This window comes from Maribacter sp. 1_2014MBL_MicDiv, assembly GCF_001865655.1.
Taxonomy (GTDB): Bacteria; Bacteroidota; Bacteroidia; order Flavobacteriales; family Flavobacteriaceae; genus Maribacter; species Maribacter dokdonensis.
Genome location: NZ_CP011318.1, coordinates 334,401 through 350,001 on the forward strand (window position 1 = coordinate 334,401; position 15,601 = coordinate 350,001).

The window sequence follows — 15,601 nt, forward strand, 5'->3', positions numbered from 1 at the left end:
TAAAGGAAGAATATCTTCCTGAATTCATATAGTTTTTCAGCTACTTAAGATGAACTGTAGTGCAGTTTATCCTGAGCGTAGTCGAAGGGCTACATCCCGTAACTTCAATGACAATTGCTATCATTGAAAATCAGTTTGCAAAAATATAAAAGTAATTCGGTTTATAAACTATTAATCCAATCTATTAGATCAATTGGCCATTTTCTTAAAATAGGATCATCTTGGGCCAGTCCAAAACCATGTCCGCCTTTTTCAAAAAGATACAATTCGCTCTTTGCAGTAGCCTTTACATTAAACATCGTATGAAAATATTCACTGTTGGCTACAGGTACCACTTCATCGTCCATTGCATGTACCAAATATGTTGGTGGTGTTTCTGAATTGATATGAAATTGACTGGAATATTCGTGTATCATTTTTTCAGAAGGCTCTTTTCCTAACAGATTATTCCTGGATCCTAAATGGGTTTCTTGACCCATAGTTATTACAGGATACATAAGTACCATGAAATCTGGTCTTGCACTTTCTTTATCTATTTCATCAATAGGTTCATAAACACGGTTATTGTACTTGGTACCTAGAGTTGATGCCAAATGGCCACCTGCCGAAAAACCTATAATGCCTATTTCATTTTTATTAATACCCCATTCTCCTGCCCTACTTCTGACCATTTTAATAGCTCTTTGGGCATCTATTAAGGGCACATTATGTTTATCTGTTTGTGTTTCGTCCGATGGCAATCTATATTTCACTACAATACCGGCTATACCTCTATCGGCTAAAAACTGGGCTACATCGGTTCCTTCCCAATCATAGGCTAAAATACCATATCCGCCACCGGGAAAAATCAACACCGCTTTACCACTAGCATTAGCTTTCTCTGGTAAGAATACTTCTAATGTTGGTTTTTGAACCTTACTTATTCTTAAGATATCACGCTGTTCATTTACTTCTTCTATATTAGTTTCTTTTTGATTTGGAATGTTATCTTTTGGCCAAAGATCAATAGTCCGTTCCATAGTTGTACAACCAACTAAATGCAGTGAGATCAGTAGTGAAGTGACTTTAATTACTATGCTATTATATTTCATTACAATCCCATTTAAAATTAGCTATTGGGTCATTTGAAGCTCCTTGTAAATTATAATGCCACCACTCCGTTCGGGTAGACCAAAAACCATATTTCTCCATGGTTTCCTTTAGCAACTTTCTATTATCCAAAATCTCTTGCGGCAAGTCAAAATTATCATGGTAGGCGCGTTTTCCAAAAAAATCAAAATCCGTTGGCATTTTAACCTCTTCCCCTTCCAGTGTTACCAATGTTATATCTACGGCCCCACCTTTGTTATGTATAGAACCTTTTACCGGGTTGGCTACATATTGCGGATTAGGGACTATTTTCCACATTTTATACTGTACGGAATTAGGTCTGTAGCAATCGTAGAATTTTATTTTTACACCATGTTTTTTAAACTCCTCATTTGCCTTTAGCAAAGCCTTCACCGTTTTTGCCCTAGTGTAACATTCGCCACAATCATACACCTTTTCTTTTAAAAAATTATTTTTGGTAGCGTAACGTAGGTCATAAGCAAAACCATCGCTATAGTCTGCTAAACGCACAAATGTAGTATCTGCTACACCCTCCAGACTTTTGAATACTGGTTTTTGTATCTTAGGTTCTACGATAGTATCCAATACGGTATCCCCCATTTCTTCCTTAATGGCAGCTGTATTTTCTTTCTTATTCTCTTCTTTACAACTTACCATAAACATAAGTAATGCCAATAAAGACAGACCTAAAACTCCATTCTTAAACATGTTTATATTATTTGTGTTTGAAGATACAGATTTTTGACAAAGGTGCTTTATCTTTAAAATAGTTTCAATGTATAATGACCGTCCATCAATTAAAATCAATCTATGGGAAAGAATCTACTTGTAATTTTTATCATTATTTTGAACCTTTCCTGTGATAAGACATCACGTAACGAGCCAAAGGTTAAAAAACCGAACATTATTCTTTTCTTAGCCGACGATCAAGGTTGGGGAGATTTAAGCAGTAGCGGAAATAACAACCTAAGCACACCAAATATTGATGCTTTAAAGACCAATGGGGCAACATTCAATAACTTTTATGTGCAGCCCGTTTGTTCTCCTACCAGAGCAGAAATATTAACGGGCAGGTATTTTACCCGTACGGGTGTTTACGAAACTTCTTCTGGTGGTGAGCGTATTAATATGAACGAAACTACGATTGCCGAAATACTGAAAAAAGCAGATTACCATACTGCTGCTTTTGGAAAATGGCATAACGGCATGCAACCGCCATACCACCCAAATAGCAAAGGGTTTAATGAATATTACGGTTTTGCATCTGGTCATTGGGGCAATTATTTTAGTCCTATGTTGGAACATAACGGTGCGTTAGTAAAGGGTAACGGTTTTTTGGTGGATGATTTAACCGATAAAGGATTGGAGTTTATTGAAAACAACAAAGCAAAACCCTTTTTTCTGTACCTACCATACAATACACCGCATAGCCCTATGCAAGTGCCCGATGAATTTTGGAACAAAATGAAAAACAAGTCTTTGAATTTCTTATCCGATGCAAATGATGATGAAGACCTGCAGTTTACCAAGGCCGCTTTGGCCATGGTAGAAAATATTGATTATAATGTTGGAAGGATTACCGATAAAATCAAAAAACTGAATCTTGAAGACAACACCATCATTATTTACCTATCGGATAACGGTCCTAACGCCTACCGTTGGAACGGAAACATGAAAGGTAAAAAAGGAAGTGTTGACGAAGGTGGTGTTCGCACCCCTTTTTATATTCAATGGACCAAACATATTCCAAAAAGGACTGGAACTCGATGAAATTGCCGGTGGTATTGATATCTTACCTACATTATGTGGTTTACTTTCTATACCTTATTCAACAGAATTTCCTGTAGATGGTGAAGATTTAAGCGCTTTACTATTGGGAAATAAATTTGAAAGTAGGGATCGATTTCTTTTTAACCATTGGAACGGAAAAACAAGTGTTAGAAGTCAAAAATATAGACTAGATAATGAAAATAGACTTTATGATATTACTGTTGACAGAGCGCAAAAAAATGATATATCCAATGAGAACCCAAATCTGGCCAACAAATTTCTAGAAGCTAAACGTAAGTGGGAAAACGAAACCATAACTACCACCAAACAGAATGATGATCGCGCTTTTACCTTAGGTTATCCAAAAGCCATATATACTCAACTACCAGCTAGAGATGGTGAAGCCCATGGTACCATAGAGCGCAGCAACCGCTGGCCAAATGATTCTTTTTTCACCAATTGGAATTCTGTAAACGACTCTATTACTTGGAACGTTGATGTATTGGAAGAAGGAAACTTTCAAGTTAAAATGTACTATACATGTCTGTCAAAAGATTTGGGTTCAGTTGTAGAGCTAAGTTTTCGTGATAGTAAGATCAAGGCTAAAATAACTGAAGCCTTTGATTCTCCTCTTGTTGGTAAGGAACATGATCGTGTATTAAGAATGGAGTCCTATGTAAAGGAATTTAAACCCTTGAATCTAGGTATAATTACATTACCTAAAGGCAAAGGAACTTTGACTCTTAAAGCTCTGGAAATGCCAAATAAAGCAGTAGCTGATTTCAGGTTATTGCAGTTTAAAAAAGTGGACTAAACTTCAAACATTAGATTTAAGTTAAAGCATATAAAAAAACCTCCTATTTATTTGAAAATAGAAGGTTTTGCATTCAAGTTGGTAGTTGGTTTACTTTAAACTTTTTAAATATTCTAAACTTTTTGGTACTTGAGTAACAACATTAGAAGATTCATCTTCTATAAACATATATTCAATACCTAATTTTTTAGCTTCGGCAACTACACCTGCAATGTCTATTTGCCCAGTGCCCAAAACAACATTAGTATCATCTTCTTCATGCCCGGTATTATTACCCTTAATACCTTTCTCCATATCTTTAAGATGTAAGAGTGTAAATTTCTTAGGGTATTTCTTCATCAATTCCAGCGGGTCCGCACCTCCGTGCTGTGCCCAAAAAACATCTAGCTCAAATGTAAAATCCGTTGCATTTTGTGCCATATAGTCAAACAAAGTACCTCTCTTATATTTTCTAAATTCATATCCATGCGGATGATAGGCTAAAACCAATCCGTTTTGTTTCAGTACTTTACCGGCTTTATTAAAAACTTCGGTAGCATGTTGGGTCTCTTTTAATTCCCAAGTGTTCCCCTCGTGAGGCACCCAAGCGCACATTACATATTTAGCACCAAAATCTTTAGCATTTTTAATGACTTTTTCAACATCGCTCTCCAAATCTTCAAATGTGGCACCAATACTTACCATATCTAAATTATTTTGGTCAAGTAATGCTTTAAAATCCTCTAACGGCATATCATAAGTATCACCGCCTTCAATCTTACCAATTCCCCATTCATTGATCAAGCCTAAGGTATTGGACACATCCATCTTAAATTGATTTCTAAGACTGTACAACTGTATACCAACTTCTTGAGAGTGCGCTAAAAAACCACTACCCAAAAGGATAGTGGCAATCACTATTTTTTTTATCATCTTACTACTATCTATGTAAGTAAATTTCCTTCGTCATCCCATTCGGCAATGACGTTTCGTTTACTTTGGTCTACGCATTTTGCAATCCATTCAGGATCATAGGCAACGCCATGTTGATCAAGAACATCTTGCGGTACTCCATCCCACACATTAGGTGTATTCCCTTTATACCCTAAATCCGCAATACCCACTTTAGAGGTGTAATAACCAGTAACGGTCAACCCTCGCATGGTATAGAAAAACTGAATTTCCAATGGTTGCTCGCTTAAAGGCTTTTCCGTGTCATGCCAGCAGATTTCATCGCAGATCTGTTTTTTCTGCTCTAAAGTGGCGGACTTAAATTCCGTACCAAATTCTGTATTGCTCTTATGATCTAACCACATTAAGCCACCTAATAAAATAGGACCCATTTCTGGAATATCTTTGCCCATAAATTCAACCAGATCAGGTACCTCTGCCTCTATTGGACCACCATGTGGTTCTTTTGGCGGTAAAATTACTACGCTTAAGGCTGCAATGGTTTCCATTTCATGATCATTGAACAATTGTTCCGCGTTTAATTTTTCTATGCGTTCTAGCTCTGCCGGGGTTCTACCAAAGTACTTTTCACTAGTGGTGGCTATAGTCTCATCTATAGTTTCCCCACTTTCTGTCTTACATGAATTGAAGACCAGACCGGTACCTGCTGCAGCACCTCCAAGTATTATAGTTTGTAAACTCTTTCTTCTATCCATCATTCTAAATATTTTGTGCCTTTAATTGCTCAATGATATAATCTGAAGCTCTCCATGAAAGCGCCATAATGGTCCAAGTACAGTTTTTATCCGCCTGAGAAACAAAAACTCCCGCATCTACGATAAATACATTATCTGCATCATGTAATTGTTGAAACTTATTGGTTACCGATGTCTTTGGATCATCGCCCATTCTTGTGGTACCAACTTCATGAATAATTTCACCTGGCTTATGGAGACCGTAATCTTGATCTTTACCAGGTTTTTCACCTAGGTAATGACCGCCCATGTTATGAATAATCTCTTCAAAAGTATCTTGCATATGCTTTGCCTGATTCTTTTCGTACTGAGACCATTTGTAGTTGAATTTTAAAACAGGAATACCGTATTCATCTACCGTAGTTGGGTCAATTTCACAATAGTTATCAATATTGGCCAAGCCTTCTCCACGGCCACCAAACCCAACAACTGATCCGTAATATTTCTTTACATCATCACGTAGGCTTTCTCCATAACCACCAGATTTTAACCCGAAGTATTTGTTCATAGCATTGGGATCCCAACCAAAACCATAGTTAGGTTGGCCCATACCACCCCAAACTTCAATATGGTATCCTCTTGGAAAATCAAGCTTAGAGTTGTCTCCCCACCAAGGTGAATACACGTGCATACCCCCTACACCATCTTCGTTATATGAGGTTTTTCTGTTCATTAAGCCCGGTATAACACCTGCTGCACTTGCCCCGGTAGAATCATGTAAATATCTACCTACCAAGTTACTACTGTTACCCAAACCATTAGGGTGCTGCTTACTTTTTGAATTCAACAAAATTCGTGCAGAACTACATGCAGAAGCGGCCAAGACCACTACTTTACCTCTTAGTTTGTATTCTTTTCTATCTTCTTTATTGATATATGAAACACCGGTGGCCCTACCTTCTTCATTTGTAGTAACCTCACGTACCATGGAGTTTACGAACAATTTTACTTGACCTCCGCTCTTCTGTGCCGGAAAGATTAAGCAACTACCCGCAGAGAAATCAGCATAAATTTGACATGACCTTCCACATTGTCCACAATAGAAACAAACACCACGGTCATTATTAATTCTTTTGGTCAACATGGAAAGCCTACCTGGTATCACCGGTATGTTAGACTTCTTTGCCCCGTTGATATAAAATAATTCATGTAATCTTGGTTTCGGGGGAGGAAGAAAGAATCCGTCGGGATCATTTTCTCTACCTTCATTGGTGCCAAATACTCCAATTAATTTATCTAATTTATCATAATATGGCTTTACATCTTCATAGCCTATTGGCCAATCATCGCCATGGCCATCACGTGTTTTTCCTTTAAAATCCTTTGGTCCAAAACGTAAAGAAATACGCCCCCAGTGATTGGTTCTACCTCCTAGCATTCTTGCACGCCACCATTTAAATTCAGTTCCTTCCGCATGTGTATATGGCTCTCCTTCAACTTCCCAATCTCCCCAAGACATATCCCATTCGCCAAAGGCACGGGTGGTTCCTGCCCCTCTTCTAGGTGAATCATATGGTTGTTTTAATTGCGTCATGGTTTTTGGATCTGCCGGGTCAAAAAACGGACCCGCCTCTACAACAGCTACATTTAAACCTGCATCTGCCAACTGCTTGGTAGCCATACCACCACCTGCTCCTGAACCTACTATGATCACGTCAAAGAGTTCTGAGGATTCTTTTATCTGCATAATTTGAAATTAGTTATTGATTACAATTTAATTTTTAATAGAATAACGACCCCCGTTTTTAGCTGAATAACATTTGTAATTGGACGGACGGATATTTTTGAAGTACAATACTTCACTTTTAATCATTTAACTTCTCTGTCTTAAATGTAGAAGCCGGTAAACCCTCACTATTGTACAAAGTGGCTATATCCGTACTCTTCCAGGCATACCTAACTGCTGTAGGTTTTCTAACCTCTTTGGCACTTACTAATACCGTTTCATTCTTCAATTTTGCCTTAGCCGGAAACCACTCTCCTTGGACATTGGAAATTTCAAATAGCGTAATTTTTTTTCCTTTATTATACAAGCCATCGGCATGACTAAAATGAACTTCTACTTTATTTCCGTCAATGGTAAAATCCTTGTAAAGAGGTCCGTATATTTCTTTATCCTCCAAAAATCCATAATGCTCTTTAAGTGCTATGTTCGCTAGTCTTAACCCTACATCTTGCTTGTTTAACGGGTGAATATCTTCTATAGTGCAGATATCACTGGTCATAGCCATACCTGTATTTTTCAACCCCAATGTTCTTCTTTGTTGATCGCGTACCACGCCCCCGGCAAATTCTTGTCCATATTTAAAGGGTGCTATTTGGGCATAATAAAAAGGAAAATCAATATTCCAGGCATTTCGCCATGAAGTAATCATATTTGTAAAAAGCTTTTGGTAGCTTTCTGCATTCGCCGTATTAGATTCGCCCTGATACCAAATAGTACCACCTATCTTAAATTTGGTCAACGGGGCTATTAAACCATTATATAAAACAGATTTTTCAACGGTAACCCACTTGTTGGGTGCTACTTTTTTATGGGCTTCCACTAAATCTGAATGTGCTTCAAAAACAGATTTTGGGGTCCACACTTCCGCACTGGTGGCGCCCCATGCATTATCTATCAAACCAATGGGAATTTTCATTTCTTTTTGAAGGTTTCTAGCAAAGAAATAGGCAACCGCACTAAAATCCTGCATGGTTTCGGGCGTACAGGCAACCCATGTACCGCTTATCTCTTCCTGTGGATATGTAGATGTTCTTTTGTTCACTGAGAACAATCTAATATTGGGATAATTGGCATTGGCAATTTCTATGTCTTTATTTGCAATATTACTATTTGCACTCCACTCCATATTACTTTGCCCGGAACACAACCACACCTCACCGATCAAAACATCTTTCAATTTAATTTCATTGCTTTCACCCTTAAAGCTAATCTCATACGGACCGCCTGCCTTTGGGGTATTTACACTGATTTCCCATTTTGCATCGTTGCCCGTTTTAACCTTTACAGTTTCATTGTTCCAACTTGTAAACACTGTGAACTCCTCATTTGGATTTGCCCATCCGTACAACAGCACACTGGTCTCTCTTTGCAAAACCATATGATCTGTAAAAATGCCATGTAAAGAAATTTCAGCTTTTACAAAGGATGTCACCAAAATGCAAAACGCGAGCAAGTAATTTCGTAACTTCATTAGATATAATTATTAATTGATCTAAATATACCTATTTATAACAAACACTAACAAATTCATAAATTTTTAGTGTAATTTTCAATGAATTTGTTAAAATGGATGCTATTTTTACGAAGTTCTTAATATTAAAATTCGCAAAATCATGTCTTCCACACCATCTTTAATGAAACGACGTAATTTTATTAAAGCTTCTTCGGCTTCACTACTTTTTACTTCTATAAACCCGTATGGCTATGATTTTTTTGCCAATGAAAAACCTAAGAAAGTTGCACTAATTGGCACTGGATGGTATGGTACTGGTGATTTATTACGTCTTATTCAAGTAGCCAACGTTGAAGTTACAGCACTGTGCGATGTAGATGAACATCAACTAAATACCGCTGCACAATTAGTTGCCGAACGGCAAAAAAACGGTAAAAAACCACAATTGTATGCAGATTACAGAACCATGTTGCAAGAAAAAAAATTAGACATTGTCCTCATTGGAACACCCGATCATTGGCATGCCTTAACTTGTATTGAAGCGCTTAAACATGGTGCCCATGTTTATGTTCAAAAACCTATTAGTGTTGATGTAATAGAGGGTGAAGCCATGGTTGCAGCAGCTAGAAAATACAATAAAGTAGTACAAGTGGGCACTCAACGAAAAAGCACACCTCATCTTGTTGATGCCAAAAATAAAATTATAAACAACGGACTTTTAGGTACTGTCGGACATGTAGATATGTGTTGTTATTATCATATGCGTGCCAATGGCAATCCTCCAGAACAAAAAGTACCTGAATTCTTAGACTATGAAATGTGGACAGGTCCTGCCCCATTACGCCCTTATGATGGCTTACCTCACAAAAGATGGTGGCGTACATTCAGGGAATATGGAAACGGAATTACCGGAGATATGTGTGTTCATATGCTAGATACCGTTCGTTGGATGCTAAACCTAGGATGGCCCAAAAGAATAAGTTCTCACGGAGGCATTTTTGTTGACAAGGACGGAAAATCAAATATATCCGACACCCAATCTGCCGTTTTTGAATATGAAAACCTTAATTGTAATTGGCAACATAGAACATGGGGAAACCCAGATGATCCTGACTACCCTTGGGCATTTAAAATCTATGGAGAAAAAGGCGTTTTAAAAGGAGATGTAATGAAAGCAGAATTTGTACCTGCTGATGGTAGCGAGACCATACGTTTTGATGTTCTTTACGAAAAAGAAAAATACCCTGAAGATGTAACCGAAAAAGATATTGAATTACATGCCGCACCAGCCACCCGTAGACATATGACCGATTTTTTAAATGCCATTGAAAACAATACAAAACCTGTTGCAGATATTGAACAAGGGCATATCTCTTCCGCTAGTTGTATTTTGGCCAATTTGTCTATGAATCTAAAAAGGCCATTAACCTATGACCCAATAAGCAGAACGGTTTTAAATGATCCTGAAGCAACTGCGTTATTGCAAAGAGAATATCGCGGAGACTGGAAACACCCTCACCCAGAAACAGTTTAAGGCTATTGTAATTTTTTAGTGGAATCTCTTACCAGCAAACTGGTTTTCACCGTCTTGGTCTCGTAAGGCAACTCAGGATTTTTAATTCTGTTGATCAGCAATTTAGCCGTTTGTTCACCAATGTACTTACCGTGCTGGCTAACCATGGTCAATGATGGTGTAACATACTTTGACAATTGTCCGTTCGTAAATCCTATTATTGAAATATCATTGGGCACGTTGTAGCCTCTTGCCTTTACAACTTCTAACACTTGTACCGCAATAAGCTCATCAATACCTATGATACCTTCAATGGTCTTATAATTCAACAAAAAAGACATCAACAGATCCAAATCATCTTTCACCGTTAGGTTAATTACCAATTTGGGATCGAAAGGAATTTCAAATTCCTGCAGTGCTTTTTTATAGCCCAACAACCTTAATTTTCCGACACTGGAACTTGATATGGGATTTACTACCGCTATATTTTTACAGCCTATTTGCACCAAGTATTTGGTAATCTTGTAACCGGCTTCAAAATCATCTACCACAACCTTGTCACACTGCACGTTATCTGACACTCGGTCAAAAAGAACTACGGGAATGTCATTATTAATGATATCGGTGAGTGCATCATGCTTGTCTTCGTTCTGACTCTCTTCTGCCAATGACATGATTACGCCATCTACTGTACCGGCATCAAAAAACTCCAAAGTTTTGGTCTCTTTTGCACTAGATTCATTGCTAATACAACTAATGATATTATAACCGCTTTCATTAGCGACCTTTTCAATACCATACAGCACCTGAACAAAGAAGTAATTTAAAATATTGGGAACTACGACACCAATAGTTTTGGTGCTTTTATTCAATAAATTCAGTGCCAACCTATTAGGCTTATAGTGCTTTTCCTTTGCGTAGGCCTGTATTTTTTCCTTTAGGTCAATGCTGATCTCATGACTATCATTTATCGCTTTTGAAACGGTTGAGATAGACACCTTAAAATGTCCTGCAATATCCTTTAGGGTAACTTTTTTCATAACTTATTCTACAAAAGAACAGATTTAAATTGACATTTAAATTATTTGCAAAAAGCAAAATGCCCCAAGTTATAAAACTAGGGGCATTTCCTTTCAAATTAGCTTTTCAAAATTGGGCTAACAATCCTCTATTTTTCAGAGGAAATTGAACTAAGAAAACTATATGTATTGATTGATGATGTTCTCAAACAATTCTTGCTTACCACTCTGCAATTCTAACTCTCCGTTTTCACTGGCAATATTGTAAAGATCCTTCAAATCTAATTTACCGTTCTCGAAATCTTTACCCTTACCAGAGTCAAAAGAGCTGTATCTGTTTTCACGCAATTTGTTATATGAAGAGGAAGAAATAATCTTATCCGCAGTGATCAATGCTCTGGCAAAAGTATCTGCTCCGCCAATATGTGCATGGAATACATCTTCTAAATCGGTACTATTTCTTCTAATTTTAGCATCAAAATTGACACCTCCACCTTGTAAACCGCCTGCAGCTAAGAATACCAACATAGCTTCTGTAGTTTCCTGAATGTTGTTAGGGAACTGATCGGTATCCCAACCGTTTTGGTAATCTCCACGGTTAGCATCCATACTACCTAACATACCTGCTTTTGCGGCAACCGCAATTTCATGCTGAAAAGTATGCTGTGCCAACGTTGCATGGTTGACCTCAATGTTCATTTTAAAATCTTTATCCAAACCATATTCTTTTAAGAAACCAATTGCCGTAGCACAATCAAAATCATATTGATGCTTCATTGGCTCCATAGGTTTTGGCTCAATGAAGAAATTACCCTTAAAGCCTTGACTACGTGCATAATCTCTCGCCATGGTCAAGAATTGTCCCATATGATCTACCTCACGACCTAAATCTGTGTTCAATAAGGACATATAACCTTCTCTACCACCCCAGAATACATAATTTTCCCCTCCTAAAGCTATGGTAGCATCTAAAGCCAATTTAATTTGACCACCGGCTCTTGCCACAACGTTAAAGTCTGGATTGGTAGCTGCACCGTTCATGTATCTTGGGTTTGAGAAACAGTTGGCCGTACCCCAAAGCAATTTTTTCCCGGATTCCTTCTGTTTTTCTTTCAGGTAATCCGTAATTGTTGCCAATCTTTTTTCAGATTCAGCAAAGGTGGGTGCTTCTTGAATTAAATCGAAATCATGAAAACAGTAGTAATCGAATCCTATTTTATCAAAGAATTCAAATGCAGCATCTGCCTTATCTTTAGCCGCTTGTACCGCATCGGATGATTTATCCCATTCAAAACTCTGCGTACCAGGTCCAAATGGGTCTGATCCTTGACCACAGAAGGTATGCCAATATGCCGTGGAGAACTTAAAGTGCTCACGCATGGTCTTACCCGCTACAACTTGTTCTGGGTTGTAATATTTAAATGCCAACGGATTATCGGATTCTTTTCCTTCAAACTTAATTTTGTCTATACCTTTAAAGTATTCTTTGTTTGCCATTATGTTGATTTTATAAGTTGTTCAATATTAATTCCAATTCATTTTTCCAGGTGGCATACGCGTTTTTATATGCCGTTTTATCTTCTTTTGGACTAAAGGTCATTACATAATCATTATCCAAAACCGTTTTACCAAAAGCTTTAAAATCTCCTTTATGCAGATTGGCCGCCCTTGCAGCACCGATCGCCCCAGTGGTATTATAAATTTCAATATCATAACCAATTAAAGTGGCTACCGTAGTTGAAAAGATTTCTGAACGAAATAGGTTATCGTTCCCGGCGCGCATTACATTTACTTTTATTCCGTCAGATTCCATAATTTCCATACCGTAAACAAAAGAAAAGGCAATACCTTCCAATGCTGCACGGCATAAGTGCCCTTTACCGTGATTGTTCAGGTTTAGGTTGATGATCCTAGTACCAACTTCCTTACTTTCCAGCATTCTTTCTGCCCCGTTACCAAAGGGAATCATGGATACCCCATCGCACCCGATCGGCACTTCGTTGGCCAGTATATCCATTTCTTCGTAAGAGGAGACATTTAAATTATTAAGTAACCACCGGTACTGTATTCCTGCTCCGTTGATACAAAGTAATTTCCCTATTCTAGCGGGTTTTCCAGGAGAATAGTTTACATGTGCAAAATTGTTTACCCTTGAGCTTTCTTTTACAGAAAGATTATCTGTCACTGCATATACAACACCAGATGTACCGCCCGTTGCCGCTACTTCACCCGGATTAAATACATTTAGGGTCAAAGCGTTATTGGGTTGATCACCTGCACGATAAAGAATTGGCGTACCTATTTGTAGCCCACTTTCAGATGCACCTTTTTCATTTACTTTAGATTGTACAGAAAAGGTATCCACAATATCTGGAATCATCTCTTTTTCCAGTCCGTAATGATCAAGTAGAATTTCTGCTATGGCATCACTTTTAAAATCCCAGAATATACCTTCTGACAAGCCGGAAACTGTAGTATTTACCACACCAGATAACTTATAGGCGATAAAATCGCCCGGTAGCATCATTTTATAGATTTGCGCATAGATATCGGGCTCATTTTCCTTTACCCATTTTAATTTAGAAGCCGTAAAGTTAGATGGCGAGTTCAGTAGATGCGAATTACAGGTATTGGGGCCCATTTGTTCATATGCATGTTGACCTATACCCACCGCCCTACTATCGCACCATATAATAGATTTTCTAAGTGGACTCCCTTCTTTATCAATAAGCACCAGACCGTGCATTTGATAGGATATGCCGATACCCGATATATCTGATTTTTCAATTTTTTCTTGTGTACATAGTTTGTCAATGCCGCTACAAACATAACGCCACCAATCTAATGGACTTTGTTCTGCCCAACCATTTTTTACAGCCTCCATAGACATTTCTGTCTCTGGTTCAGTAACTACCCCAACGCTCTTTCCCGTTGAAGCATTTACCAAGGCTATCTTAATAGATGAGCTTCCTATATCTAATCCTAAATGGTACATAAATAGTATAAATTGGTTTGCTGTAATAAGTTAAACCAAAAATAAGTACTATCCTTAGCAATAGATATTTAGGCTACGAAAAATTATCGTAACTGAATTTAATCAAATTTAAATTTTTAAATAAAAACCATTAAAGTGTTGATTTACAATTCTTTATATTAATTTTAAATTACTAATAATTATCGAAAAGGTTTTCGTATTACCTTTACAATCAAAAGAATAAGATTATAATTTATACCACTTTTATAGCTGATTTTGTAATTGTTCCAATTTAGAAAGTGCTTCTGATTTAGAATTAACATCTAACTTTAAATAGATATTTTGAATGTGGAAATTTACTGCACTTGGTGTTACAAAAAGCTTTTGGGCAATCATTTTATAAGTAGCTCCTTGACATAGAAAATCTACGATCTGATTTTCTCTTTCTGAGAAAAAAGCAAAAGTTTTTCTATGAAAATTGCTAATGATTTTCTTGACTATATCATTGCTCATTGCCGCACCTTCTTTTTCCATACTCTTTAGGGCGTGTTCCAATTTATCCAGGGTCAATGGTTTTGTTAAGTAACCATTTGCTCCTTTTTTAAAAGCATTCTTAATCACTTCAAAATCATTATTTTCACTGAACATTACAATTTTGATTTCCCAGTCTTTCTTTTTAAACAATTTAATGGCATCTACGCCGTTCATATCGTTCAATTCTATTTCAGAAAGTACAATTTGAGGTCTTGTAAACTTGAAATCTTTGATGGCATCTTTGGCAGACGTGTAACTGCCCACTACTTCATAACCTTCTATTTCCTCAAAATGATTTCTATAAACGGTATGCAGTGAGGTATCTTTTTCCAATACTATTATTCTAATATTTGAGCTTTTCATAATCTCCATAGTTTTTGAAGCCAATATTCTATTTACAGAATATTGACTACTGTTAGTTTTTAATAATTTCAGGAACCTTTTACAAAGGTTAAAACCACTAAACAACGGACATGTAAATGAACAAATAGTGAAAACTATAAATTCAGTTTTACAAATCAATAGACAAAAGTTGCCCTAAAGAGCAATCAAAAATTGAAAGTTCTTTGCTATTGTTCAGTTAAAAAATCTAATTGAAAAACGGATGACCGCTAACGTGTCAGTTCACAAAACCGAGCCGTTTGCCAAACAGTAAATCTGTGAGATTTTTGAGTTCTAAAAAATTAGAAAACCAGTGAAGAAAAAGATGTGTTTTAAAATGGGAATTGTGTAGGTAATACTCATTCATGGTTGTGGGGGGATTTGGGGTTATACAATTGGGTTTGAATCTTTTTGGTGTTGGAAATATATAAATTAATGCAACATAGCCGTTGAAAACCCATATATTTTCGTTCAACTACCAATTTTTCTTAAAAAATAAGGTAATTCATCGATAGTTAACGTAAAGTTAAAATCAAGAATTACCACCAATGTAAACCAAATGATAAAGGAGGGGACCCAGTCATCCCCCCGGATAACACCCCTCCTTTTATTGACAATTCAA

At 37.1% G+C, this 15,601-nt stretch carries 13 protein-coding genes; 3 read left to right on the forward strand and 10 right to left on the reverse strand.

Going from position 1 to position 15,601, the window contains the following annotated elements; translation table 11 throughout:
- Positions 1 to 161: 161 nt before the first annotated feature.
- Both YQ22_RS01515 and YQ22_RS01520 read right to left on the reverse strand, forming a co-directional pair.
- Positions 162 to 1,091 carry an alpha/beta hydrolase gene (locus YQ22_RS01515; RefSeq protein WP_071339799.1) on the reverse strand — a complete coding sequence of 310 codons (930 nt, stop codon included), beginning with the start codon at positions 1,089 to 1,091 and terminating at the stop codon, positions 162 to 164.
- Positions 1,081 to 1,818, reverse strand: coding sequence for a M15 family metallopeptidase (locus YQ22_RS01520; protein ID WP_071342457.1), 738 nt, complete (start codon positions 1,816 to 1,818; stop codon positions 1,081 to 1,083). Before YQ22_RS01520 ends, YQ22_RS01515 begins: the two co-directional genes overlap by 11 nt.
- Positions 1,819 to 1,920: 102 nt before the next feature.
- Here YQ22_RS01520 and YQ22_RS19285 point away from each other — a divergent pair, with 102 nt between their 5' ends.
- Together YQ22_RS19285 and YQ22_RS19290 are read left to right on the forward strand one after the other, a co-directional pair.
- Positions 1,921 to 2,880, forward strand: a complete 960-nt coding sequence (locus YQ22_RS19285; RefSeq protein WP_232231269.1) for a sulfatase-like hydrolase/transferase — start codon at positions 1,921 to 1,923, stop codon at positions 2,878 to 2,880.
- Complete coding sequence (locus YQ22_RS19290) at positions 2,816 to 3,694, forward strand: hypothetical protein (protein ID WP_232231271.1); 879 nt, start codon at positions 2,816 to 2,818, stop codon at positions 3,692 to 3,694. The genes YQ22_RS19285 and YQ22_RS19290 overlap by 65 nt, the downstream gene beginning before the upstream one ends.
- Before the next feature lie 90 nt (positions 3,695 to 3,784).
- On the opposite strand, the gene YQ22_RS01530 is transcribed toward YQ22_RS19290, so the two are convergent.
- The 4 genes from YQ22_RS01530 to YQ22_RS01545 all read right to left on the reverse strand — a co-directional run bounded on the left by YQ22_RS01530 (position 3,785) and on the right by YQ22_RS01545 (position 8,576).
- Positions 3,785 to 4,606, reverse strand: coding sequence for a sugar phosphate isomerase/epimerase family protein (locus YQ22_RS01530; protein ID WP_071339800.1), 822 nt, complete (start codon positions 4,604 to 4,606; stop codon positions 3,785 to 3,787).
- 11 nt (positions 4,607 to 4,617) lie between these two features.
- Positions 4,618 to 5,340: a gluconate 2-dehydrogenase subunit 3 family protein gene (locus YQ22_RS01535; RefSeq protein ID WP_058105523.1), complete on the reverse strand. Its 723-nt coding sequence runs from the start codon at positions 5,338 to 5,340 to the stop codon at positions 4,618 to 4,620.
- 4 nt (positions 5,341 to 5,344) lie between these two features.
- Positions 5,345 to 7,066, reverse strand: a complete 1,722-nt coding sequence (locus YQ22_RS01540; RefSeq protein WP_058105506.1) for a GMC family oxidoreductase — start codon at positions 7,064 to 7,066, stop codon at positions 5,345 to 5,347.
- 118 nt (positions 7,067 to 7,184) lie between these two features.
- Positions 7,185 to 8,576: a sialate O-acetylesterase gene (locus tag YQ22_RS01545; protein ID WP_071339801.1), complete on the reverse strand. Its 1,392-nt coding sequence runs from the start codon at positions 8,574 to 8,576 to the stop codon at positions 7,185 to 7,187.
- Positions 8,577 to 8,718: 142 nt separating this feature from the next.
- Here YQ22_RS01545 and YQ22_RS01550 point away from each other — a divergent pair, with 142 nt between their 5' ends.
- Positions 8,719 to 10,092 carry a Gfo/Idh/MocA family protein gene (locus tag YQ22_RS01550; protein WP_071339802.1) on the forward strand — a complete coding sequence of 458 codons (1,374 nt, stop codon included), beginning with the start codon at positions 8,719 to 8,721 and terminating at the stop codon, positions 10,090 to 10,092.
- A 2-nt stretch (positions 10,093 to 10,094) separates the two neighbouring features.
- Here YQ22_RS01550 and YQ22_RS01555 read toward each other — a convergent pair whose 3' ends face one another.
- The 4 genes from YQ22_RS01555 to YQ22_RS01570 all read right to left on the reverse strand — a co-directional run bounded on the left by YQ22_RS01555 (position 10,095) and on the right by YQ22_RS01570 (position 14,961).
- Entirely contained in the window at positions 10,095 to 11,111 is a 1,017-nt protein-coding gene (locus YQ22_RS01555; RefSeq protein WP_071339803.1) for a LacI family DNA-binding transcriptional regulator, read from the reverse strand.
- Between the two features lie 159 nt (positions 11,112 to 11,270).
- Complete coding sequence (gene xylA, locus YQ22_RS01560) at positions 11,271 to 12,587, reverse strand: xylose isomerase (protein ID WP_442914838.1); 1,317 nt, start codon at positions 12,585 to 12,587, stop codon at positions 11,271 to 11,273.
- 10 nt (positions 12,588 to 12,597) lie between these two features.
- A complete protein-coding gene (locus tag YQ22_RS01565; protein ID WP_071339805.1) occupies positions 12,598 to 14,085 on the reverse strand; it encodes a xylulokinase in 1,488 nt (495 codons plus the stop codon).
- A gap of 243 nt (positions 14,086 to 14,328) precedes the next feature.
- Positions 14,329 to 14,961: a response regulator transcription factor gene (locus tag YQ22_RS01570; RefSeq protein ID WP_058105522.1), complete on the reverse strand. Its 633-nt coding sequence runs from the start codon at positions 14,959 to 14,961 to the stop codon at positions 14,329 to 14,331.
- Positions 14,962 to 15,601 lie beyond the last annotated feature (640 nt).

Coding starts and splice junctions, on each gene's coding strand:
- YQ22_RS01515 (WP_071339799.1), bottom strand. CDS start 1,091: ATGAAATATAATAGCATAGTAATTAAAGTCACTTCACTACTGATCTCA.
- YQ22_RS01520 (WP_071342457.1), bottom strand. CDS start 1,818: ATGTTTAAGAATGGAGTTTTAGGTCTGTCTTTATTGGCATTACTTATG.
- YQ22_RS19285 (WP_232231269.1), top strand. CDS start 1,921: ATGGGAAAGAATCTACTTGTAATTTTTATCATTATTTTGAACCTTTCC.
- YQ22_RS01530 (WP_071339800.1), bottom strand. CDS start 4,606: ATGATAAAAAAAATAGTGATTGCCACTATCCTTTTGGGTAGTGGTTTT.
- YQ22_RS01535 (WP_058105523.1), bottom strand. CDS start 5,340: ATGGATAGAAGAAAGAGTTTACAAACTATAATACTTGGAGGTGCTGCA.
- YQ22_RS01540 (WP_058105506.1), bottom strand. CDS start 7,066: ATGCAGATAAAAGAATCCTCAGAACTCTTTGACGTGATCATAGTAGGT.
- YQ22_RS01545 (WP_071339801.1), bottom strand. CDS start 8,576: ATGAAGTTACGAAATTACTTGCTCGCGTTTTGCATTTTGGTGACATCC.
- YQ22_RS01550 (WP_071339802.1), top strand. CDS start 8,719: ATGTCTTCCACACCATCTTTAATGAAACGACGTAATTTTATTAAAGCT.
- YQ22_RS01555 (WP_071339803.1), bottom strand. CDS start 11,111: ATGAAAAAAGTTACCCTAAAGGATATTGCAGGACATTTTAAGGTGTCT.
- xylA (WP_442914838.1), bottom strand. CDS start 12,587: ATGGCAAACAAAGAATACTTTAAAGGTATAGACAAAATTAAGTTTGAA.
- YQ22_RS01565 (WP_071339805.1), bottom strand. CDS start 14,085: ATGTACCATTTAGGATTAGATATAGGAAGCTCATCTATTAAGATAGCC.
- YQ22_RS01570 (WP_058105522.1), bottom strand. CDS start 14,961: ATGAAAAGCTCAAATATTAGAATAATAGTATTGGAAAAAGATACCTCA.